At 72.4% G+C, this 20,555-nt stretch carries 17 protein-coding genes and 6 tRNA genes; 14 read left to right on the plus strand and 9 right to left on the minus strand.

Annotated features, from left to right (window positions below):
* The first annotated feature begins 245 nt into the window (after positions 1-245).
* Both U5640_RS36875 and U5640_RS36880 read left to right on the plus strand, forming a co-directional pair.
* Positions 246-1,178 (plus strand): aminoglycoside phosphotransferase family protein, encoded by a 933-nt coding sequence (locus U5640_RS36875; protein ID WP_340382493.1) that lies wholly within the window; start codon positions 246-248, stop codon positions 1,176-1,178.
* 96 nt (positions 1,179-1,274) lie between these two features.
* Positions 1,275-1,583, plus strand: a complete 309-nt coding sequence (locus tag U5640_RS36880; protein WP_079062138.1) for a zf-TFIIB domain-containing protein — start codon at positions 1,275-1,277, stop codon at positions 1,581-1,583.
* A gap of 71 nt (positions 1,584-1,654) precedes the next feature.
* Here the strand turns inward: U5640_RS36880 and U5640_RS36885 are convergent.
* The 5 genes from U5640_RS36885 to U5640_RS36905 form a co-directional block, all read right to left on the minus strand.
* Positions 1,655-1,726, minus strand: a tRNA-Val gene (locus tag U5640_RS36885).
* Positions 1,727-1,769: 43 nt separating this feature from the next.
* Positions 1,770-1,841, minus strand: a tRNA-Val gene (locus U5640_RS36890).
* Positions 1,842-1,875: 34 nt separating this feature from the next.
* Positions 1,876-1,947: transfer RNA gene (locus U5640_RS36895), tRNA-Val, on the minus strand.
* Position 1,948: 1 nt separating this feature from the next.
* Positions 1,949-2,022 (minus strand) — tRNA-Cys (locus tag U5640_RS36900).
* Positions 2,023-2,059: 37 nt separating this feature from the next.
* Positions 2,060-2,132, minus strand: a tRNA-Gly gene (locus U5640_RS36905).
* A gap of 246 nt (positions 2,133-2,378) precedes the next feature.
* On the opposite strand from U5640_RS36905, the gene U5640_RS36910 reads away from it, so the two are divergent.
* The 3 genes from U5640_RS36910 (at position 2,379) to U5640_RS36920 (ending at position 5,169) form a co-directional block, all read left to right on the plus strand.
* Positions 2,379-3,422 (plus strand): chorismate-binding protein, encoded by a 1,044-nt coding sequence (locus U5640_RS36910; RefSeq protein ID WP_340382497.1) that lies wholly within the window; start codon positions 2,379-2,381, stop codon positions 3,420-3,422.
* The gene (locus U5640_RS36915) at positions 3,419-4,240 is read left to right on the plus strand and encodes an aminodeoxychorismate lyase (RefSeq protein WP_340382499.1); all 822 of its coding nucleotides are present in this window, start codon (positions 3,419-3,421) and stop codon (positions 4,238-4,240) included. Before U5640_RS36910 ends, U5640_RS36915 begins: the two co-directional genes overlap by 4 nt.
* Before the next feature lie 104 nt (positions 4,241-4,344).
* Positions 4,345-5,169, plus strand: a complete 825-nt coding sequence (locus tag U5640_RS36920) for a GNAT family N-acetyltransferase (protein WP_340382501.1) — start codon at positions 4,345-4,347, stop codon at positions 5,167-5,169.
* A 37-nt stretch (positions 5,170-5,206) separates the two neighbouring features.
* On the opposite strand, the gene U5640_RS36925 is transcribed toward U5640_RS36920, so the two are convergent.
* The gene (locus tag U5640_RS36925) at positions 5,207-5,749 is read right to left on the minus strand and encodes a DsbA family protein (protein ID WP_340382503.1); all 543 of its coding nucleotides are present in this window, start codon (positions 5,747-5,749) and stop codon (positions 5,207-5,209) included.
* Between the two features lie 222 nt (positions 5,750-5,971).
* On the opposite strand from U5640_RS36925, the gene U5640_RS36930 reads away from it, so the two are divergent.
* A complete protein-coding gene (locus tag U5640_RS36930) occupies positions 5,972-6,409 on the plus strand; it encodes a hypothetical protein (RefSeq protein ID WP_340382505.1) in 438 nt (145 codons plus the stop codon).
* Between the two features lie 148 nt (positions 6,410-6,557).
* The gene (locus U5640_RS36935) at positions 6,558-6,725 is read left to right on the plus strand and encodes a hypothetical protein (protein WP_340385723.1); all 168 of its coding nucleotides are present in this window, start codon (positions 6,558-6,560) and stop codon (positions 6,723-6,725) included.
* 629 nt (positions 6,726-7,354) lie between these two features.
* On the opposite strand, the gene U5640_RS36940 is transcribed toward U5640_RS36935, so the two are convergent.
* Positions 7,355-7,915: a CGNR zinc finger domain-containing protein gene (locus U5640_RS36940; RefSeq protein ID WP_340382507.1), complete on the minus strand. Its 561-nt coding sequence runs from the start codon at positions 7,913-7,915 to the stop codon at positions 7,355-7,357.
* A 307-nt stretch (positions 7,916-8,222) separates the two neighbouring features.
* The gene (locus U5640_RS36945) at positions 8,223-8,636 is read right to left on the minus strand and encodes an SsgA family sporulation/cell division regulator (RefSeq protein ID WP_004002642.1); all 414 of its coding nucleotides are present in this window, start codon (positions 8,634-8,636) and stop codon (positions 8,223-8,225) included.
* Positions 8,637-8,827: 191 nt separating this feature from the next.
* Here U5640_RS36945 and U5640_RS36950 point away from each other — a divergent pair, with 191 nt between their 5' ends.
* From U5640_RS36950 to U5640_RS36980, 7 genes are all read left to right on the plus strand, one after another.
* On the plus strand, positions 8,828-9,289 hold the full coding sequence (locus U5640_RS36950; RefSeq protein WP_340382920.1) for a TIGR02611 family protein: 462 nt from the start codon (positions 8,828-8,830) through the stop codon (positions 9,287-9,289).
* Positions 9,290-9,367: 78 nt separating this feature from the next.
* Positions 9,368-9,439 (plus strand) — tRNA-Val (locus U5640_RS36955).
* Positions 9,440-11,512: 2,073 nt separating this feature from the next.
* Positions 11,513-12,802 (plus strand): extracellular solute-binding protein, encoded by a 1,290-nt coding sequence (locus tag U5640_RS36960; RefSeq protein WP_340382922.1) that lies wholly within the window; start codon positions 11,513-11,515, stop codon positions 12,800-12,802.
* A gap of 14 nt (positions 12,803-12,816) precedes the next feature.
* A complete protein-coding gene (locus U5640_RS36965; protein WP_340382924.1) occupies positions 12,817-13,773 on the plus strand; it encodes a sugar ABC transporter permease in 957 nt (318 codons plus the stop codon).
* A complete protein-coding gene (locus U5640_RS36970; protein WP_340382926.1) occupies positions 13,770-14,642 on the plus strand; it encodes a carbohydrate ABC transporter permease in 873 nt (290 codons plus the stop codon). The genes U5640_RS36965 and U5640_RS36970 overlap by 4 nt, the downstream gene beginning before the upstream one ends.
* Positions 14,643-14,707: 65 nt before the next feature.
* Entirely contained in the window at positions 14,708-15,322 is a 615-nt protein-coding gene (locus U5640_RS36975) for a hypothetical protein (protein ID WP_340382928.1), read from the plus strand.
* Between the two features lie 117 nt (positions 15,323-15,439).
* The gene (locus U5640_RS36980) at positions 15,440-18,175 is read left to right on the plus strand and encodes a Tat pathway signal sequence domain protein (protein WP_340382930.1); all 2,736 of its coding nucleotides are present in this window, start codon (positions 15,440-15,442) and stop codon (positions 18,173-18,175) included.
* A gap of 7 nt (positions 18,176-18,182) precedes the next feature.
* On the opposite strand, the gene U5640_RS36985 is transcribed toward U5640_RS36980, so the two are convergent.
* Complete coding sequence (locus U5640_RS36985) at positions 18,183-20,504, minus strand: hypothetical protein (RefSeq protein WP_340382932.1); 2,322 nt, start codon at positions 20,502-20,504, stop codon at positions 18,183-18,185.
* Positions 20,505-20,555: the final 51 nt, after the last annotated feature.

The following is a 20,555-nucleotide window of genomic DNA, read 5'->3' on the forward strand; positions in this document are numbered from 1 at the left end:
TCTGCCCGGACATCACCGGGGACGCGCCGGGACACCGATCGTGGACCCGACCGGATGTGCTCCGACGCCCCCTTTCCACGAGTCCCAGTGCCTGCCCGACTGCGCGCTCACGCCGTTCGCCGTCCAGCCCGGCCGGAGACTGCTCCCGGAGCGCCGCGCGGCTGACCCCGCGCATCGACGGCTCCCTCGGCATACGCCCCGATGGCTACCCTCACCCCAAAGCCCCGTGCCGCCCAGGGAGCCCCGTGACCGCCACCCCCTTGCTCGCCGCCCTCACCACCCGGGCCAGGGCCACGGCACACCCACGCTCCCCCCGTCCCCACCGCTGCGCCTGCCCCGACGGCACCCTCGCCGACCGCCCCGACGCCACCGTCGTACGCCATGCGGACACCGTCGCGAAGGCGCACGCCCCCACCACCCGCGCCGCCGATCTCGCCCCGCGTCTGGCCCTGGCCGCCCGGCACCCGGACCTCCTCCTCCCGCCCCTCACCCCGACACCCGTCCCGCTGCACGGCCGCCTCGTCACCTTCTGGCCCTACGGCACCCCCGTGGACCCCGAAGACCCCGACTCCGCCCCCTGGGAGGAGGCCGCCACCCTGCTGGCCCGTCTCCACCGCAGCCCCGCCCCGCCCGGCCTCCCGCCGATGCGGGGCCCGGTCAAGGCCGCCCAGGCCGTGGCCCGCCTCCGTGCGGCCGCCCCGCCCGCCGCCACTCTCGCCCCGGTCCTGCGCGCCTGGTCCACCCTGCCCGCCTGGGCCCGTGCCGAGGCCCCCCTGCCCGACACCGCCACCCTCTGCCACGGCGACCTGCACCTCGGCCAGCTCGTCCGCCATCCCGCACCCGACGGCCCCTGGCGCCTGATCGACGTGGACGACCTGGGCGGGGGAGTCCCCGCCTGGGACCTCGCCCGCCCCGCGGCCTGGTACGCCTGCGGCCTGCTGCCGCCCGAGGAGTGGACCCGTTTCCTGCACGCCTACCGCGCGGCCCGGGGCCCGGCGGTGCCGGCGGCCGGCGACCCCTGGCCCGCGCTCGACGTCCCCGCCCGCGCCCTCACCGTCCAGACCGCGGCCCGCGCGGTGACGAAGGCCGCGGCCGCGGGCCGGCCGCTGGACGAGGTCGAGCAGTCGCTCGTCGACGCATGTGCCCGAATGGGTTCGGTACCTCCGCAGTTGCCGTGAAGCTCCGCGAAGTAGGGTGCAACCGACCGCAGCCGGACAGAGTCTGTCCTGGCGGTACGCGAAACAGGACCGACCGGCGAGGAGTTGAGCCGAATCATGCAGTGCCCGAAGTGTCACGGACAGATGCAGACGTACAACCGCAATGGTGTGCAGATCGAACAGTGCGCCAACTGTCGGGGGATCTTCCTCGACTACGGCGAGCTGGAGGCCCTGACCCGTCTGGAGTCCCAGTGGACCCAGCCGGCACCCCCGCCGCCGGCCCCGCAGGCGTACCCGCCCGCGCCGCCGGCTCCGGCCTGGGGCGCCCCGCACGGCGGCCACGGCGGTCATGGCGGCCACGGCGGTGGGCACTACGGCGGACACCACCGTCACAAGAGCTTCGGCCACATGCTGTTCTCCAGCTGAGCCGGACCATCGGCGCCGCGCACACAGCGAAGCCCCCGGCCGTACGAGACGGACGGGGGCTTGCCGGTGTGTGGACGATACTGGGATTGAACCAGTGACCTCTTCCGTGTCAGGGAAGCGCTCTCCCGCTGAGCTAATCGTCCTCGGGACCGCGACCACTCCGAGGAGCGGATCACGAACACTGCGTGCGCGATACTGGGATTGAACCAGTGACCTCTTCCGTGTCAGGGAAGCGCTCTCCCGCTGAGCTAATCGCGCGGGACGGATCCAGTGCCTCACGGCGAAGATCCAGTGGACGATACTGGGATTGAACCAGTGACCTCTTCCGTGTCAGGGAAGCGCTCTCCCGCTGAGCTAATCGTCCTTGGAGGTGGAGACGGGATTTGAACCCGTGTAGACGGCTTTGCAGGCCGTTGCCTCGCCTCTCGGCCACTCCACCAGGAGTGTAGGGGACCGGGAGTCCCCACTTTCCTTCGAGCGGACGACGAGGCTCGAACTCGCGACCTCAACCTTGGCAAGGTTGCGCTCTACCAACTGAGCTACGTCCGCTTGTCGTTTCCGTTCCGCTCTCGCGGCCCGGCGACGAGTTGAACTCTAGCGGATTCCTGGGCCAGTACAAAAACGCGTTTGTGCAGCGTGCGCCCCTGCGGCCCCGCCCGGACCCGCGCCGGACACGTCCCGGTCGGCCCGGCGTCGTACCCCGGACCTGCTCGGGGTCGTACTGCGGACCTGCTCAGGGCCCCGTCGGCGACATCCCCGGACCGCCCCGCCGGCACCCGACCTAGACTCGACACCGTGCTCGACCTCTCTCCTCTCGCCCGCTTCGGCGGCCGTGTCGCCACCGGCCTCCTGGACGTCACCGACGACCCCGCCGCCCTCGAGTCCACCGGTTTCTGGGCGGTCTGCGCGGACTTCGAGGGCCGTGTCGTCTGCGCCCGCTTCGCCGACGTACGGGACGCACCGGTGCCGGCGCCCGTGCCGGGGGAGTGGCGCGGGCCCGCCGCGGGGGACTGGACGTCGTCGCTCGACCGCGCCGCGTACACCGCGGGGGTGCGCCGGATACGGGAGCACATCGCGGCCGGCGAGGTCTACCAGGCGAACCTCTGCCGTGTCCTCACCGCACCGGTCGCGCCCGGCGCCGACGTCGACGCGCTGACCGCGCTGCTGGCCCGAGGCAACCCTGCACCCTTTGCAGGAACGATCCGCCTGCCCGGTCACGGCGTGGAGATCGCCACTGCCTCCCCCGAACTCTTCCTGCGCCGCGACGGCCGCGTCGTCGAGTCCGGCCCCATCAAGGGCACCGGCCGCACCGAGGCCGACCTCCTCGACAAGGACTACGCCGAGAACGTGATGATCGTGGACCTCGTCCGCAACGACATCGGGCGCGTCTGCGCCACCGGCAGCGTCACCGTCCCCGACCTGTGCGCGGTCGAGAAGCACCCCGGACTCGTCCACCTCGTCTCCACGGTCCGCGGTGAACTGCGCGACGGCGCGGGCTGGCCCCACCTCCTCGACGCCGCCTTCCCGCCCGGCTCGGTCACCGGCGCCCCCAAGTCCAGCGCGCTGCGGATCATCGACGCGCTGGAGACGGCGCCGCGCGGACCGTACTGCGGCGGCATCGGCTGGGTGGACGCCGACCGCGGCACCGCCGAGCTGGCCGTCGGCATCCGCACCTTCTGGATCGACCGCGCCGAAGGCGTGCTGCGCTTCGGCACCGGCGCCGGCATCACCTGGGGCTCCGACCCCGAGGCGGAATGGCAGGAGACCGAACTGAAGGCGGCACGCCTGCTCGCGATAGCGTCGGGCACGTACGAGGTGAGGGAAGGGACCCTGAGGTGAAGATCTGGCTCGACGGCACCCTGCAGGACGGCGAGGCCGCCCGCGTCTCCGTCTTCGACCACGGACTGACCGTGGGCGACGGCATCTTCGAGACCGTGAAGGCGACGCACGGGCGCCCCTTCGCCCTGACCCGCCACCTCGACCGGCTGACCCGCTCCGCGCGGGGCCTCGGCCTGCCGGACCCCGACCTCGACGAGGTCCGCGCGGCCTGCGCCGCCGTGCTGGAGGCCAACCCCATGCCGCTCGGCCGGCTGCGCCTCACCTACACCGGAGGCCACGGCCCCCTCGGCTCCGACCGCGGCGACCGGGGACCCACCCTCCTCGTCGCCCTCGGCGAGACCACCCGCCGCCCCGACTCCACCGCCGTGATCACGGTCCCCTGGACCCGTAATGAGCGCGGCGCGCTGACCGGTCTCAAGACGACCTCGTACGCCGAGAACGTCGTCGCCCTGGCCCGCGCGCACGAGGCCGGCGCCTCGGAGGCCCTCTTCGCCAACACCGTCGGCCAGCTCTGCGAGGGCACCGGCTCGAACGTCTTCGTCGTCCTGGACGGCGAGATCCACACCCCGCCGCTCACCTCGGGCTGCCTCGCGGGCATCACCCGCCGGCTGACCGTGGAGTGGACCGGCGCCAAGGAGACCGACCTTCCGCTCGACGTGCTGGAGCACGCCGACGAAGTCTTCCTCACCTCCACCCTCCGCGACGTCCAGGCCGTCCACCGCGTCGACACCCGCGAACTCCCCGGCGCCCCGGGCCCGGTGACCGCCAAGGCGATGCGCATCTTCGACGAGCGGGCCGGGGACGACCTGGACCCGTAGGGCGCGGGCGGGGCGCCGCCCGGAACGACGTACGGCGCGGAGCGGGACCGCAGCGCGGTAAAACGGGCTGACTCCGGGGCCCGCGCACGGGTAGAAACCCCCTGATGACCACGACCCTGCGGCCGACCGAGCCGCTTCAGCGCGCTGCCGACGGAGCCCTCTCCCGCCACTTCCGGGTGTGCGTGAACAGCCGCCCCGTCGGAGCGGTCCGGCTCTCCACCGATCCCCTCTTCGGGCTCGCCGTCGCCCACCTCGACGACCTCCACATCGAGGAGCCGGACCGGGGCCGGGGCCGGGGCGCGGTGGCCGCGCTCGCCGCCGAGGAGGTGGCCCGCGGCTGGGGCTGCCGGCAGATCGAGATCAGGGTGCCGGGCGACTCCGTGGCCGGGCTGCGGCTCGCGACGGCCCTCGGCTACGTCCACCGCAACCGCGGCATGGAGAAGCGGCTCGCCACCGTGGCGCCCGCACTGCCGCGGGGCAGCCGGGCCCGGCCCATGACGGAGGCCGAGTACGGCCCCTGGGCCCGGCGCGGCACCGAGGAGTACGCGCAGGACTGGATCGACCGCGGGGTGCCCGCCGAACCCGCCCGGGCCAAGGCCCGCGCGGACTACGCGCGCTCCCTGCCGCAGGGCCTCGCGACGCCGGACGTCCGGATCAGCGTCCTGGAGCACGAGAGCGTCCCCGTCGGCGACCTCTGGCTGGCCTTCACCGGCGACAAGGCGTTCGTCTACAACGTCGAGGCCTACGAGGAGCATCGCGGCCGGGGCCACGGCCGCTCCCTGATGCTGCTGGCCGAGGCCCAGACACTGGCCGCAGGCCGACCGGTGCTCGGCCTCAACGTCTTCGCGGGCAACGCCCCCGCCGAGCACCTCTACGCCTCACTGGGGTACGTCACCGTCGGCTACTCGATGTACAAGAACCTGCTCTGAGGCGCCGGCTCCCTCCGGTGGCCCCGGACGGCCTGCCTCACGCGCTCCCGGCCAGCAGCCGGTCCGCGATCTCCTCGATGCGCGCGCGGAGCCCTTCCTGGCTCTTGCCGCCGTCGAGCCGCTCACCGCCGATGACATAGGTCGGGGTGCCGGTGACACCGATCGCCTTGCCCTCGGCCTGGTCGGCGTCCACGATCAGGATGTGCCGGCCGTCGATCAGGGCCGTGTCGAACTCCTCGGCGTCCAGACCGAGTTCACCGGCGATCTCGACCAGGAAGGGTTCCCCCCGACGGTCCAGTTCCTCGACCCGCTCCAGGACGGCCTCGACGTACGCCCAGCCCTTGCCCTGCTCCAGCGCCTCCTCGGCGGCCTGCGCGCCGGCGAAGGCGTGCCGGTGCTTCTCCAGCGGGAAGTGCCTGAGGCGCGGCTGCAGCCGGTCGCCGTACCGCTCACGCAGGGCGCGCAGATCGCCGAGGGCGCTGCGGCAGTCCGGGCACTGCACCTCGCACCAGACGTCCAGGACGACGGCGGCAGGGGCGGACGCGGGCTCGGACACGAAGGCCGGGGAGGAGTCGCTCATGGCGCCAGTCTCCCAGTCGGCGCCCGCCCGCCCCAAACCCGGACCTCCCTGGTGCCGACCGGGACCTGCGGAGGAGTCGACCCGGAGATGTCCCTGATGTCCCGCTCGGAGCATGGCCCGGGAGGGGGCCCGAGGTGCAGGATGGAAGGGACGAAGCGCCTGCCTGCGTGAGGCGTGCAGTCATGGTGTCCCTGCCCGAGTGAGCCCCGCCTGGAGGACCGGATGATTGCCGAGACCGTCTGTTCCGCCGTCGCCGTGGCCGGTCTGGGCATCGCGGCGGTCACGGCCTATCGCAGGCGTTTCCTGTCGGCCGCCCGCATCGCCGCCTACGCGCTCGTGCCGCTCGGGCTGGTGATGACCGGTGTCGTCCAGTGGCTCGCCGACACCGCCTTCAGCCCGACCGCCTGGGCCGGTTTCGGGGTGCTCGGCTGTGCCTGGGCGCTGTTCGCGACCACCCGCGCGGTGGAGCGCCGCCGGGGAGGTGGCCGCGGCACCCGGAAGGAGCGCAGGGCGGCGGCCCGCTCCGCCCGCCCCGACGCCGTGGCCCCCGGGGCCTCGGCCCCCTCCCTGGGCCCGGCGGCCCCCCGCCCGGCGTCGCGCCCCGCTGCCACCGACGACTTCAGCGACATCGAGGCGATTCTGAAGAAGCACGGCATATGAAGCCCGCGCGCCTCTGACTCCGGTCGAAACGACACAGTCGGCCCGACCCCGCGCGGAAACGATCACGGCCTGAAACCGACGTCACGGAATACGGCGAACACCCGCTCAATCCGGGCGCGCTGATCGCGCGGAACGGCCGGTCTGCGCCATGATCGGCCCCGAGATGCTGGACACCAGACAAGGCGACCCCGCGCCGCCTCAGGACGAGCCCCGCGGGTGCCTCTTCGCCCTTTCCCAGCCACCGCTGATGATCTTCCTAGCGGTGATCGGCTGTCTTCTGCTCATTGCGTCGCTGCACGACCTGCTGCTGCTCTGAGCCGTACCCGCGGTACCCGGCGCCACCCGCCGGGCCCGCGTCGGCACCGAGACGCCTGCGAGCAGGCGGTCTTTGACACCAGGGGTCCCGGACCGGCCGTCCCTGACCCCAGCCGTCCCGGCGCCCGGCCGTCCCCGGCACCAGCTTGGCCGGGACCCCAGCCGTCCCGGATCGGCCGTCCTCGACGACACCAACCGTTCCTGACACCAGCCCTTCCGGACCGGCCGTTCCCGACTCAAGCTCTTCCGGACCGGCCGTCCCTGACATCAGGTGTCCCGGAGCGGCGTCCTCGACGACACCGGCCGTCCCTGACACCAGCCCTTCCGGACCGGCCGTTCCCGACTCAAGCTCTTCCGGACCGGCCGTCCCTGACATCAGGCGTCCCGGACCGGCGTCCTCGACGACACCGGCCGTCCCTGACGCCGGCGGTCCCGGACCGGGCGTCCCGGACCGGCCTCCTCGACGACCCCGGTCCTTCCTGACACCGGCGGTCCCGGACCGGCGATCCCCGGCACCAGCCCTGCCGGACCAGCCGTCCCCGCACGCCAGCGCTCCCGGACCGGCCGTCCCCGGCACCAGCCGTCCTCGACACCCGGCGCCCCTGCACCGGGAGTCACCCACCGGTCCTCTCAGCCGGCCGCTTCCTTGCGGCGGGCCCGGTAGGCGGCGACGTGGAGGCGGTTGCCGCAGGTGCGGCTGTCGCAGTAGCGGCGGGAGCGGTTGCGGGAGAGGTCCACGAAGGCGCGCCGGCAGTCGGGGGCCTCGCAGCGCCGCAGCCGTTCCTGCTCCCCGGACACCACGAAGAAGGCCAGCGCCATGCCGCAGTCGGCCGCGAGATGGTCGGCGACGGACGCGCCCGGCGCGAAGTAGTGGACGTGCCAGTCGTAGCCGTCGTGATCCGTGAGCCGGGGTGTGGTGCCCGCCGCGGCGACCAGTTCATTGATCAGCCCGGCGGCCGTCCGCGCGTCACGGGCCGCGAAGATCCCCGCGAACCGCCCCCGGATCTTGCGTACCGCGGAGAGGTCGAACTCGGACAGCACCCCGACGTCACTGATGTCGTGCTTGTGTACGAACTCCGCGAGGGCGGCGACATCCGGCAGCGCGTCCGGGGTGGTCTCGTCCTCCGGCGCGGTGTTCACCAGATCCACCACGGCATCAAGCGCACACCGGGTGTCGTGGGTGATCAGCACGTTTCGCTCCCTGGCCTGGTGGTCGGGCGGGCGCCCTCCGATGCTGGCCGATGGTAGCCGCCCCGAGCGCGGAAGCCACGGGGCTCCCGCCGCGGACTGCCCGCCCAGGGGCCGGGACCGCCGCCCGGAGCGACCGCGGCGCTGCCCCCGGACCGCACGGCGAGCGGGCCCCGGCCCGGTCCCGCACGCGCCGACGCCGCCCCACGGGGGACCGTGGCGCGGCGTCGACGTATTCCCTGTGCGATTGTTTCAGCCCGAGCCGTCTCCCCGAGTGGACGGCGCCGGGCAGCTCGGTATGAGCCCCGTCCTAGCTTTCCGCCAGGATGTGCGAGAGCTCTTGATCGAGATCGAAGTGCCGGTGTTCCGTGCCGGGAGGCACGGCCGCGTCCGTCCGCTTCAGGAAGGACTCCAGGGCCCGCGCCGGGGCCTCGAGCAGGGCCTCGCCCTCGGGAGAACTGAGGGCGATGCAGACGACGCCCTGACCGTGACTGCGTGACGGCCAGACGCGGACGTCGCCGGTGCCGGTCGGCCGGTGCAGGCCTTCGGCGAGGAGGTCGCGGGCGAACACCCACTCGACGGTTTCCTCGGCTCCGGTGTGGAAGGTGGCGTGCACGGCGTAGGGGTCGGCCGTGTCGTACCGCAGGCCTGCGGGGACAGGCAGGGAGGACTCGCTCGACACAACGAGGCGCAGGTGCAGCTCGCAGCTGACCGTGGTGTTCATAAGCGCCAGGGCCTTTCGCTCAGTGTGCGCTCGGGGATTCGCACGTCGGCGAAATCGACATGCCACCTACGGTGGCGTTGTAAACCCCTCTGAGTGTTTTGCGTGTCTTTACGTAACTCTTCCGGCCGAGAGCCTGTTCGCGAAGTACCACCATTCCGGTGACTGGAATCTCTCGGGTAGGGTCTGGCTGTATGAATACGGGGAGTAACGAGCCTGGCGAGGTAGCCGTGGCGGCGAACGGAGCGAAGTCGGGTGAGGCGGCGGAAGGGCCTCAGGACCAGGGGCTCGGCTCCCGGGCGCCCGAGTTCGTCAAGGCGCGCCGCCTGCTGCACCTGAGCTGGCAGGTCGGTGTCTTCGTGCTCGGCCTGGCCGTGGTGGTCGCCGGCATTATCATGCTTCCGCTGCCCGGACCCGGCTGGATCGTGATCTTCGGCGGTATGGCGATCTGGGCGACCGAGTTCGTCTGGGCCCAGCTGGTGCTGCGCTGGACCAAGCGCAAGGTCACCGAGGCGACCGCGCGCGCTTTGGACCCCAAGGTGCGCCGCCGCAACATCATCCTCACGTCGATCGGCCTGGTGATCATCGGCGTGCTCATGGGTGTCTACGTGTGGAAGTTCGGTTTCGAGATGCCGTGGAACATCAAGGACCAGTGAGCGGCCGCGAGGGCGGGGGAGCCGGGCTGCCGTGGTCACAGGCGGCGCCTGACATGGGGTAATGTTCTTCCTGCGTCCGGGCGATTAGCTCAGTGGGAGAGCGCTTCGTTCACACCGAAGAGGTCACTGGTTCGAACCCAGTATCGCCCACACCGGATCGTTGGCCCGTCTGCGACAGAGCAGACGGGCCAACGTCGTCTCCGGCCACGCGAGCACCTCGGGGCGCCTCCCGGCGGCCCCGTGCCTCCCTGCACCGGAGGTCGGCGGGCCAGCCTGCGCCCCACGTCAAGGGCCCGTACGGCCGCCTGCGAACATCAGACGGCGTCGGTCCGCGCGGCACGGCCTCGGCAGAAGCCCGGCTCAGCGGCGCGCAGCGGCAAGCACGACCACCACGCAGACAGCCTGAGGCTCCTCCACCCATCGTCCGGCCGACCAGGCCCCGGGTAACCAGCCCACCGCCCGCAGCCGCCTCGACCCCGGCCCCAGCCCGGCTCGAGCTCCCGCCCCGGCCCCGACATCCAGCCGCTGCCGACGTCCCAGCGGGCCCCGGCCCCAGCCGGGTCCTGCCCCCCGGACCCCGATGGCACGGCGGTGGCCTGCGGTGCAGGGGCCCAACCCCCAGCCGGGCTCCTCTCGCGCGGTCCCGATGCTCGGCTGCGGCCTGCGCGGTCCATGGGGCGCAGCGCCAAGTGCAGCCGGACTCGGCCTCCTGCCCTGCGGCCCTGATGCTCGGCCGTGGCCTGGGCCCCCAGGGGCACAGCCCCAGCCCCGGCCGGCGGCAGGCTCTTGCCTCGCGACCCCGCGCGGCTGTGGCCTGCGGTGCAAGGGGCGCAGCCCCAGGTGCAGGCGGGCTCGGGCTACTGCCTCGTGGCCCCGGCGCGGGCGCGGGCGCGGGCTCGGGCTTCTGTCTGAGAGGCCCCGACGCCTGGCCGTGCCCTGCGGTCCGGCGGGGCCGGCTTTCAGCCGGGCACATGTTTCGCCGGCCCGATGCTCGGCCGTGGCCTGGGCTCACGGGGGCACAGTCCGAGCCCCAGCCGACTGCGGGCTCGTGCCTCGCGACCCCGATGTTGGGCTGTGACCTGCGGTCCAGGGCTCCAGCCTCCAGCCGGGCTTCTGTTTCGCCGGCCCTGATGCTTGGCAGTGGCCTGGGTCCCCGGGGCAGAGCCCGAGCCCCAGCCGGCCGCAGGCTCTTGCCTCGCGACCCCGCGCTCGGCTGTGGCCTGCAGTCCTTTGAGGGCACAGTCCCAGCAGCCGCAGCCGCAGCCGCAGCCGCAGCCGCAGCCGCAGCCGCAGCCGCAGCCGCAGCCGCAGCCGCAGCCGCAGCCGCAGCCGCAGCCGCAGCCGCAGCCGCAGCCGGACCCGGGCTCCTGTGTCGCACGCTCGGCTGTGGCCTGTGGCCTGTGGCCTGTGGCCTGTGGTCCAGGGCCCCGGCCTCCAGCCGGGCTACCGTCTCGCGGCCCCGACGCTCGGCCGTGGCCCGGGCCCCCGCGGGCACAGTCCGAGCCCCCAGCCCACCGCGGGCTCCTGCCCCGCGTCCCCGAGGCTCACCCCTGGCCGGCGGCCCGGCGAGCCCCACCCGGCCCCACCCGGCTCCGGCCCACGGCCCGTCCCCTGAGCCCCGCCCCGCCGCCCAGCCCTATCGCCCCCGGCGCGCACCCGGCCCCCTCTCCCCACCGCAACAAGTCGCCCGCCCCCAGCGCCCGCACCCCCACCCCCTCACCCACCCCACCCCAAGCGTGACCGTAAGCAATCACCCCTCCCCCTCACCCCCTCCCACCAGCCCCCGCCCACTCACCACCCCCACAAGCCGCAAAACCCCAGTCCGGCACCCCCACCTCCGCACACTCCACCCCCTCCACGCCCCCCACCCCCTCCATCAGCCGCGTCCCTAAACCCCCTCGCCCCACCCCCCTCCTCCGCCTCACCCCCCACCTCTCCCCTCACCCACCCCTTACCTCCACCCAGGCGGATTCGCGCCGTCGAGGGCATCCGCCTCCCACCCACCCCCCGTCCGACATCCCGAACGCAACCCACCTCACCTGCAACTTCCGCACCACAGGCCCGACTTGACCGACCGTCGGCCCCCTCCGTCGCCCCGCCGCCGCGTAAGAAATTCCTGTCCGAATCATTGACGCTCCCTCAACCCCCTCGTACCTTTTGCCAGCAAGCGCTTTCTTGAAACGATTCACGCAGCGGCCGCGATGCCGCGGGGAGGGCCGGACTGTGGGGACGAGCGGGAATGTTGAGAGGCGAACGATCCTGAAGGCGGCCGGGGTGACTGCGGCGACGCTGGGGCTGGCCGCGACGACCGGGTGCGGTGGCGGCAGTGGCAGTTCCGGGGACGGTACGGTGACGCTGCGTTATGCGTGGTGGGGTGGCGAGCCGCGCACCATCGCCATCAAGAAGAGCATCGCGCTCTTCGAGAAGAAGTACCCGAAGATCAAAATCAAGCCTGAATTCACCGACTACGCGGCGTTCTGGGAGAAGTTCCAAACCCAGGCGTCCGGTGGAAATCCGCCGGACGTTTTCCAGAATGCGGTCGGTTTCCTGCGCAAGTACGACAAGCGCGGGGTTCTCATGGATCTCAAGTCCCAGGCGGACGCCGGGAACCTCAGCCTGGAGAACTTCCGCAACGGTGTCCTGGCGAACGGTCAGGTCGACGGCAAGCAGCTCGGCATTCCGGTCGGCGCCAACACCATGGCGCTCGTCATCGACCTCAACGCCTTCAAGAAGGCCGGCGTGGAGGCGAAGTTCGGCTGGACCTGGAACGACTACTTCGACGCGCTGCAGACGATCCAGGACAAGCTGAAGATCGCCGGTGACACCGGCTACTTCGGCATCATGTACCTCTACGACCTGTATCTGCGTCAGAACGGCAAGGCGTTCTTCACCGACTCCGCGCTCGGCTTCACCGAGGACGATCTGACGCAGTGGTGGGAGGACGGCTACAAGCGCGTGAAGTCCGGGCTCGTCGCCGACCCGAAGAAGATCGAGCAGGTCAGCCCCAAGTCGGGTCTCTCGGCCGGGCTCGCCGCCTCCGAGTTCACCTGGGACAACTTCTCCATCCGTTACCAGGGCGAGGGCGATTCGGACTACGGGCTCGCGCCGATCCCCACCACCGACGGCAAGGACACCGGCCAGTACCTCGGCTCGCTGATGCTCAGCGGCTTCTCCGGGACCAAGCACCCCAAGGAGGTCGCCCAGTTCATCGACTTCATGGTCCACGACCCGGAGGTCGGCAAGATCATGGGGTACGACCGCGGCATCCTCTCCACCACCGAGCAGTACGACGCCTTCGTGCCCACCGACGACAACAACAAGGGCGTCAAGGCGTACGAGGAGGAGGTCGCCAAGGCCGGCGTGCTCGGGAAGATCACCCCGCACCCGTCCGGCGCCGATGTCGTCGAAGCGGCCTTCCTGCGCCTCGGCGCCGAGGTCGCCCAGGGCAAGACCAAGCCGGCCGACGCCGCCAAGGCCCTGTTCAGCGAGGCCAAGGCCGCGTTCGCGGGCTGAGGGGACGTACCACCATGACGCTCGTCAAGGAAGCGCCCGCGCGCCCGGCCGGGAAACGGTCCGCCGTCCCCGCCGCCGGGCGGCGCGGGCGGCGCCGCGAGAACCTCGCCGGATATCTCTTCATGTCGCCGTGGATCGCGGGATTCCTGCTGCTCACGGCGGGGCCCATGATCGCGTCGCTGTACTACGCGTTCACCAGCTACAACCTGTTCACGCCCCCCCAGTGGGTCGGGCTCGACAACTTCACGACGATGTTCCAGGACCCGCGCTGGCAGAAGTCGGTCGAGGTGACCCTGAAGTACGTCGTCGTGGCCACCCCGCTGAAGCTGCTGCTGGCGCTCGGTGTGGCGCTGCTGCTCGCCCAGAAGCGGCGGGGGCAGGGCCTGTACCGGGCAGCGTTCTACATGCCCTCGCTGATCGGCGCCAGCGTCTCCGTCGGGTTCGTGTGGCGGGCGCTGTTCTCGGACGACGCGATCGTGGACCGTACGCAGAAGATCTTCGGTCTGGACGTGGGAGGCTGGATCGGCAACCCGGACTACGTCCTCTACGCGCTGGTGGCCCTGAGCATCTGGCAGTTCGGTGCGCCGATGGTCATCTTCCTGGCCGGTCTCAAGCAGGTCCCGCAGGAGCTGTACGAGGCGGCCGAGATGGACGGGGCCGGCCCCTTCCGGCGGTTCTGGAACATCACGCTGCCGATGATCTCCCCGGTGCTGTTCTTCAACGTGCTGCTGGAGTCCATCCACGCGTTCCAGGTGTTCGGCTCCGCGTACGTCGTCTCCGACACCCGGTGCGGGCCCGCCGACGCCACCCTCGTCTACACCTGTTACCTCTACCAGAAGGGCTTCAAGGAGGCCCAGATGGGCTTCGCCGCCGCGATGGCCTGGACGCTGGTGGTCGCGGTGGCGCTGGTCACGGCGGTCCTGTTCTGGTCGCAGAAGAAGTGGGTGCACTACGAGGAGGCCGTCAAGTGACCACCGCCACCAGCCCTGTCGCGCGCACCGCGAACGAGCGGCGGCGCGGCGGCTCGATCGCCTGGCACGTCGGCGCGCTCGCCGTCCTCGCGGTCGTCCTGTATCCGGTGATCTGGGTGCTCGGCGCCTCGTTCAAGCCGAGCAAGGACATCGTCGCCAGCCTCGACCTGCTGCCCGCCGAACCGGTCTGGGCGAACTTCTCCGGCCTCGCCGACGGCATCTCCGGCATCTCCGTCAGCAGTTTCTTCGTCAACTCGCTGACGTACGCCGCCCTCGCCGTGGTCGGTGTCGTCCTGTCCAGCTCGCTGACCGCCTACGCCTTCGCCAAGATCCGGTTCGCCGGACGAAACCTGCTGTTCACGCTGATGATCGGCACCCTGCTGCTCCCGTACCACGTCCTGCTCATCCCGCAGTACGTGCTGTTCCGCAAGCTGGAGCTGATCGACACCCTGGTGCCGCTCGTGGCGGGCAAGTTCCTGGCCGTGGAGGCGTTCTTCGTCTTCCTGATGGTGCAGTTCATGCGCGGGCTGCCGCGCGAGCTGGACGAGGCCGCCCGGCTCGACGGCTGCGGGCACCTGAGGATCTACTGGTCCGTCGTGCTGCCCCTGTGCCGGCCCGCCCTCATCACCAGCGCCATCTTCACCTTCATCAACGCCTGGAACGACTTCATGGGGCCGTTGATCTACCTCAACACCCCGTCCAAGTACACCGTTTCACTCGGTCTGATGATGTTCCGCGACCAGGAGGGCATCTCCGACTACGGCAGCATGATCGCGATGTCGCTGGTGGCGCTGGTGCCGGTCATCGCCTTCTTCATGGCCTTCCAGCGCTATCTCATCGACGGTATGGCCACGTCCGGCCTGAAGTGAACCGAGTGGACCGAGCGAACCGAGTGGACCGAGTGGACCGAAGCGAAAGGGCCGAGGCGGTCGCCATGGCGCAACCACGGGTGAGGGCACAGGGGAAGGCGCGGGTGAAGACGCGTGGGGAGTCCGTGTTCGGCGAGCGCTTCGCGCTCTTCGCCGAGACGCTGCTCACCGGCGTGTGGACCGCCGTGGCCTGCCTCGGCGTCGTCACCTACCCCGCGGCCCTCGCGGCCGGCACCCGGCACCTGCGGCGTCGTGTCCGCCACGAGGGCGGCGGGCTGCGGGAGTTCGTCGCCGACTTCCGCTCCGCCCTGCGCGGCGGCTGGCTCGTCGGACTCGCCGGCTGGGGGGCGGCGGCCGCCGTCCGGGTGGACGTCCAAGCCGCGCGGGCCGGGATCCCCGGCGGGCCGCTCGTCGGCGCCGTGGGGCTGTTCGCGCTGCTCGCTCTCGTGGTGACGCTGCTGCGGGCCGCGGCGGTGTGGGAGCCGGGCCGGTCCTGGCGCCCGCTGCTCGCCGAGGCGGGCCGACGGACCGCGCAGGACCCGGCCGGATCGTTTCTGCTCGTGGCCGGACTGGCCGTGGTGGTCCTGTCCGGCCGGCTGGTCGCCCCGCTGGCCGTCCCGGTGCTGGGGGCGGTCGTGGCCGCGGCCGTCGCCGTGGAGGAGCGCCGGCGCACTCGCTGAACCCCCGGGGCCGGCGCCGCTCCCGTGGTCGCCGTACTCGCCCTGTCATGCCCCTGACTAGTTGACCAGTTGACCAGTCGACCAGTTGTCCCCGTCAGACTCGGGAAAGGAAAGACCATGTCTCCCATCCCCCGCAGGTCCCTCCTCAAGGCGGCGGCCGTCGCCGGCGCCGCCGCCCAGTTCTCCTGGGCGCTCGGGACCAAGGACGCCGAGGCCGCGCCCCGGGCCGCGGCGGCCGACGCGGATCCGGTGACCCTGGACTGGCTGGAGGACGGCGGTCTCGGCGCCGCCCCCGGCTCCACGCTCGGCGTGCCCTGGCCGATGGGCGCCTTCCGGGAGGATCAGACCTTCGCGCTGACGGACGCCGACGGCAAGGACGTGCCCGTCCAGTCCTGGCCCCTCGCGTACTGGCCGGACGGCTCCCTCAAGTGGACCGCGCACGCCGTCAGCAAGGGCAGCGGCAAGCTCACCCTCGCGGCCGGCACCCCCGCCGCCCCCGACAAGAAGGTCACGGTCGACAGGAGCGGCGGCACGATCGACGTCTCCACCGGTGTCATCACGGTGCGGATCGGCAAGGACGGCGCCTCGCTCATCAAGTCCGTCCGACGCGGCTCCACCGAGATCGCCAGGAACGGGCGGCTGGTCCTGATCCGCCAGCCCGAGATCGAGGACGAGGACCAGGGTACGGTCAGGACCGAGCGCTTCGAGGGCGCCGTCGGCGAGGTCACCGTCGAGCAGGACGGCCCGGTCCGCGCGGTCGTCCGCATCGACGGCAAGCACCGCAGGGGCAGCCGCAGCTGGCTGCCGTTCTCCATCCGCCTGTACTTCTACGCGGGCGCCGACTCCTTCCGCATGGTCCACACGATCACCTACGACGGGAACCAGGAGCCCGGCAAGGCCTCCGGCGACTTCGTCCGCGGGCTGGGGGTCCGCTTCACCGTGCCGATGCGCGACGCGTCGTACGACCGCCACGTCCGCATCGGCGGCGAGGGCACCGGTCTGCTGAGGGAGGCGGTCAAGGGCGTCACCGGTCTGCGCCGCGACCCCGGTGCCGCCGTGCAGGCCGCCCAGTACGCGGGGCAGAAGCTGCCCGACCCCGCCACCTGGGACCAGCGGGTCACCACCCGTCTGCAGTACATCCCCGAGTGGGGCGACTACACCCTCTCCCAGCTCTCCGCCGACGGCTTCACCCTGCGCAAGCGCACCAAGAAGGGGCACGGCTGGATCGGCGCCGGCGGCGGCGGGCGGGCCTCCGGCTTCGGGTACGTCGGCGGGGCGAGCGGGGGATTCTCCTTCGGGCTCCGGGACTTCTGGGAGCGGCACCCCTCCCAGCTCGACATCCGCGACGCGCACACCGATGCCGCCGAGGTCACCCTCTGGCTCTGGTCCCCCGAGGCCCAGCCCATGGACCTGCGCTTCTACCACGACGGCATGGGCCAGGACACCTTCGCCGAGCAGCTCGAAGGCCTCAACATCACCTACGAGGACTACGAGCCGGAATTCGGCACCCCCTACGGGATCGCCCGTACCTCCGAACTGCTCTTCTGGGCCAACGAGTCCACGCCGACACCCGCGAAGCTCGCCGAACAGGTCGAGGCCGTACGGGTGCTCCCGCAGCTCGCGGCTCCACCCAGGCAGCTCATCAGGGCGAAGGTCTTCGGCCCCGGCCTGTACTCCGAGCCCGACCGCTCCACCCCCGCCAAGGCGAAGATCGAGGACCACCTCGACTTCCTCTTCACCTACTACAAGGACCAGGTGGAGCAGCGCCGCTGGTACGGCTTCTGGGACTACGGCGACATCATGCACACCTACGACACCGTCCGGCACCAGTGGCGCTACGACATCGGCGGCTACGCCTGGGACAACTCCGAGCTGTCCCCGGACCTCTGGCTCTGGTTCGCGTATCTGCGCTCCGGCCGCGCGGACATCTTCCGCTTCGCCGAGGCGATGACCCGGCACACCGGCGAGGTGGACGTCTACCACATCGGCCAGTGGGCGGGCCTGGGCACCCGGCACGGCGTCCAGCACTACGCCGACAGCGCCAAGCAGCAGCGCATCGCCAACACCACCTACCGCCGCTACTACTACTTCCTCACGGCGGACGAACGCGTCGGCGACCTCATGCACGCCAACGTCGACTCCGACGAGACCTTCCTCGCCCTGGACCCGCTGCGCAAGATCCGCACCGAGCCGTACACCCCCGACCGGCACGCCCTGTCGATCGGCTTCGGCACCGACTGGAGCGGCCTGGTCTCGGCCTGGCTCACCGAGTGGGAGCGCAAGGGCCCCAAGTGGGAGAAGGCCAGGGCCCGCGTGCTGTCCACCATGGAGACGATCGCCGCCCAGCCCAACGGATTCGTCCAGGGCAGCGGCCTGTACGACCTCGACACCGGCAAGTTCGCCGTGGCCACCACCCCGGTGGTCGGCGTCTCCCACCTGTCCGCGGTCTTCGGCCTCAACGAGCTGTGCGCCGAACTCATCCACCTGGTCGACATGCCGGCCTTCAACGCGGCCTACTTCGACTACTGCCGCTACTTCAACGCCACCAAGGCCGAGCAGGCGGCCCGCTACGGCTCCAACTTCGGCACCCTGCTGCTGTTCCAGGGCCACTCCCGCCTCGACGCGTACGCCGCCGTGCAGACCGGCGACGAGGCGCTCGCCAAGCGGGCGTGGACGAAGTTCTACAGCTCCGACGGCTACACCGAGTCCTCGCCGTGGCGGACGGAACCGGTGAGCGGCCCCGCCGCCCTGGTCGCGGGCAGCGAGGCCGCCTGGGTGTCCACCAACGACACCGCCCTCTACGGCCTCGCCGCCATCGAGAACCTGGCCCTCCTCGGCGACAAGATGCCGTAACCGGGGCTCAGTTCATCCGCCCCAGGACCTCCCGCACCTTCCGGACGTTCCGCAGCCGCCGCTCGTACGTCGCCCCGAGTGCGAGCAGCAGCAGCCCGGCCAGGGCGGGAGGCACCCAGCGGGGGAGCGCGTCGGCGGCCTGGACGAGATACGGGGCGAGTTCGTGCAGCGCGTCCAGGACCAGCACCGAGCCGCCCAGTACCAGGAGCGACTGGAGCCGGTGGCGGGCGCCCAGCAGGGTGACCAGCAGCGCGGCCGCGCCCAGCAGCAGGGGGCGCGTCCACTCCGGGTCGCCCCAGGCCGCGGCCAGGCTCGGCACGAGGGTGGCCGCGAGTCCGGGGCCGTACGCCGTCCAGGACGACGCCTCGCGGTCCCGGCGCCGGCGCAGGACGCCGACCAGCAGCGCGGGGGCCGTGGCCGGCAGGGTGTACGCCTCCGGGACACCGACGTGCCAGGCCGCCAGCCGCACCCAGGCGGCCAGCACGAAGAGGACCACGGCCGCGTACCCGACACGGCGCCGGTCCGGACGCACGGCCGTGCCCGCGGCGATCACCGCGCACAGGGACAGCACCAGGGCGAGCAGAGGCAGGTCGGGGAGGGCCAGGCCGACGGCGACCAGGGCCGCCACGGCACCGGTGATCTCCACCGCGAGCGTGGTGGCGGCGTCGGCGGGCCGGGGCGCCAGCAGGGCCGCCGTCGCCGGGACCACCAGGACCAGCAGGGCGATGTGCTCGGGTCGCCACCCGGCCGAGGCGCCCACCGCGCAGGCCAGCGCCGTGGCGTGGCCGAGGGAGGCGGCGGCCGGCACCGGGCCGGACCGTCCGCGCAGGGCGGCGACCGCGAAGAGGGCGGTCAGCGAGGCCAGGACGGTCAGCGTGGCCGGCTCGGCGGCCAGGGACAGCAGGCCGAGGCTGAGCGAGGTCGCCACGGCGAGACCGGCGGCCTGCGGCGTGCCCCGCCCCAGGAGGGCCGCGACCAGCAGCCCGAGCAGCGTCAGACCCGCCGCGTAGGGCAGTTCGAGCGCGGCCGGGAGGGCGATCGCCGCCGCCCACGCCGGCACGAGCGCACAGGCACGCCACCGCGCGTCGCCGCGGACCGCGAGCAGCGCGGCGACCACGACCAGCACCAGGGGAGCGGTGGCCGCGTGCGGCGGCCAGAACGCGTCGACCGTCACGGCAGCCCGCGCGTCCTCGGGCGCTCCCGTCCAGACACGGGCCAGCCAGGCCGCGGGCCCCAGCAGCGCGACACCCGCCGCGGGCACCGCCCACAGCACGGCGCCGCCCTGCACGACGTACGAGGCCAGCGCGAGCCCCCGGTGGACCGGCGCCGTGCCCCGTGCGGCCGCGAGCAGCGCGACCCCGCAGGCCAGGCACGCGGGCACCACCCACGCACCGGGCAGCGACATCCGCAGCACACCGCCGGCCCCGGTGACCAGGCACAGCCCGGCCGCCGTCGCCGTGCCCAGGGCGAGCCCGGTCACCGGTGCGCGCCGTGCGACACCCAGCGCGATCGCCGCCGCGAGCAGGAGGAGCGCCGCCGCACGGGCGGCTGCGCCCGGACCGGACGCGTCGAGCGCGAGCAGGGCGGACGCGAGCACGCCGCAGCCGCCCACGGCGAACGCGCCGACCAGCGCGACCGGCCGCAGGGGCCGCGCCGATACCCGCAGCGCGACCAGGGCGTCGCCCGCCGCCGTCAGCAGCAGCGCCGCCGTCACCGCGTACGTCCCGCCGTCCGCCGCCAGCACCCAGAGGGGCAGCGGGAGTTGACCGGCCACCAGGGCGGCCGGACGGGGCAGCCGCAGCCCGCCGAGGGCCGTGCCGTACGCCGCCCAGAGCGCCATGAGCACCGTGGAGGCCAGAGCCGTGTACGTGACGCCGTCCGCCGTCGCGAACGCGGCCTCGTGCAGCGCGTAGGCGTCCAGGACCGTGAGGGCGAGGCCGAGCCCCGCGACCGACTCGGCGGTCGAGTCCAGCCCGCGCCGCAGCAGCGCCACCGGCGCGCCCAGCACGGCCAGCGTGACCCCGGCCAGCACCAGGGAACGGCCCGTGATCCCCAGATGACCCCAGCTGACCAGGGTGAACACCATGGCCGCCACGGTGAGCAGCACGCCACCGAGCAGCAGCAGGACGTTCTGGACACCGGGTGCGGTGGCCTCCGGGTGACCCGGGCGAGGAGAGGGGGACGGCGGGGCGGGCAGCGGCCGTACCGGCTGGAGCACGGAGACCAGCCAGGCCCGTCGGGCCAGCAACTGGGCGCGCCGGGCGTCCAGTCGGTACAGCTCGGCGTCGAGGATCCGCAGTACCTCGGCCGGGGGCGGAAGGGACGTCATGCCAGGAGTGTGGGTCGCGTCACTCCCGGACGGCATGCGTACGGGTACTCA

The organism is Streptomyces sp. SS7, from assembly GCF_037993025.1.
Taxonomy (GTDB): domain Bacteria; phylum Actinomycetota; class Actinomycetes; order Streptomycetales; family Streptomycetaceae; genus Streptomyces.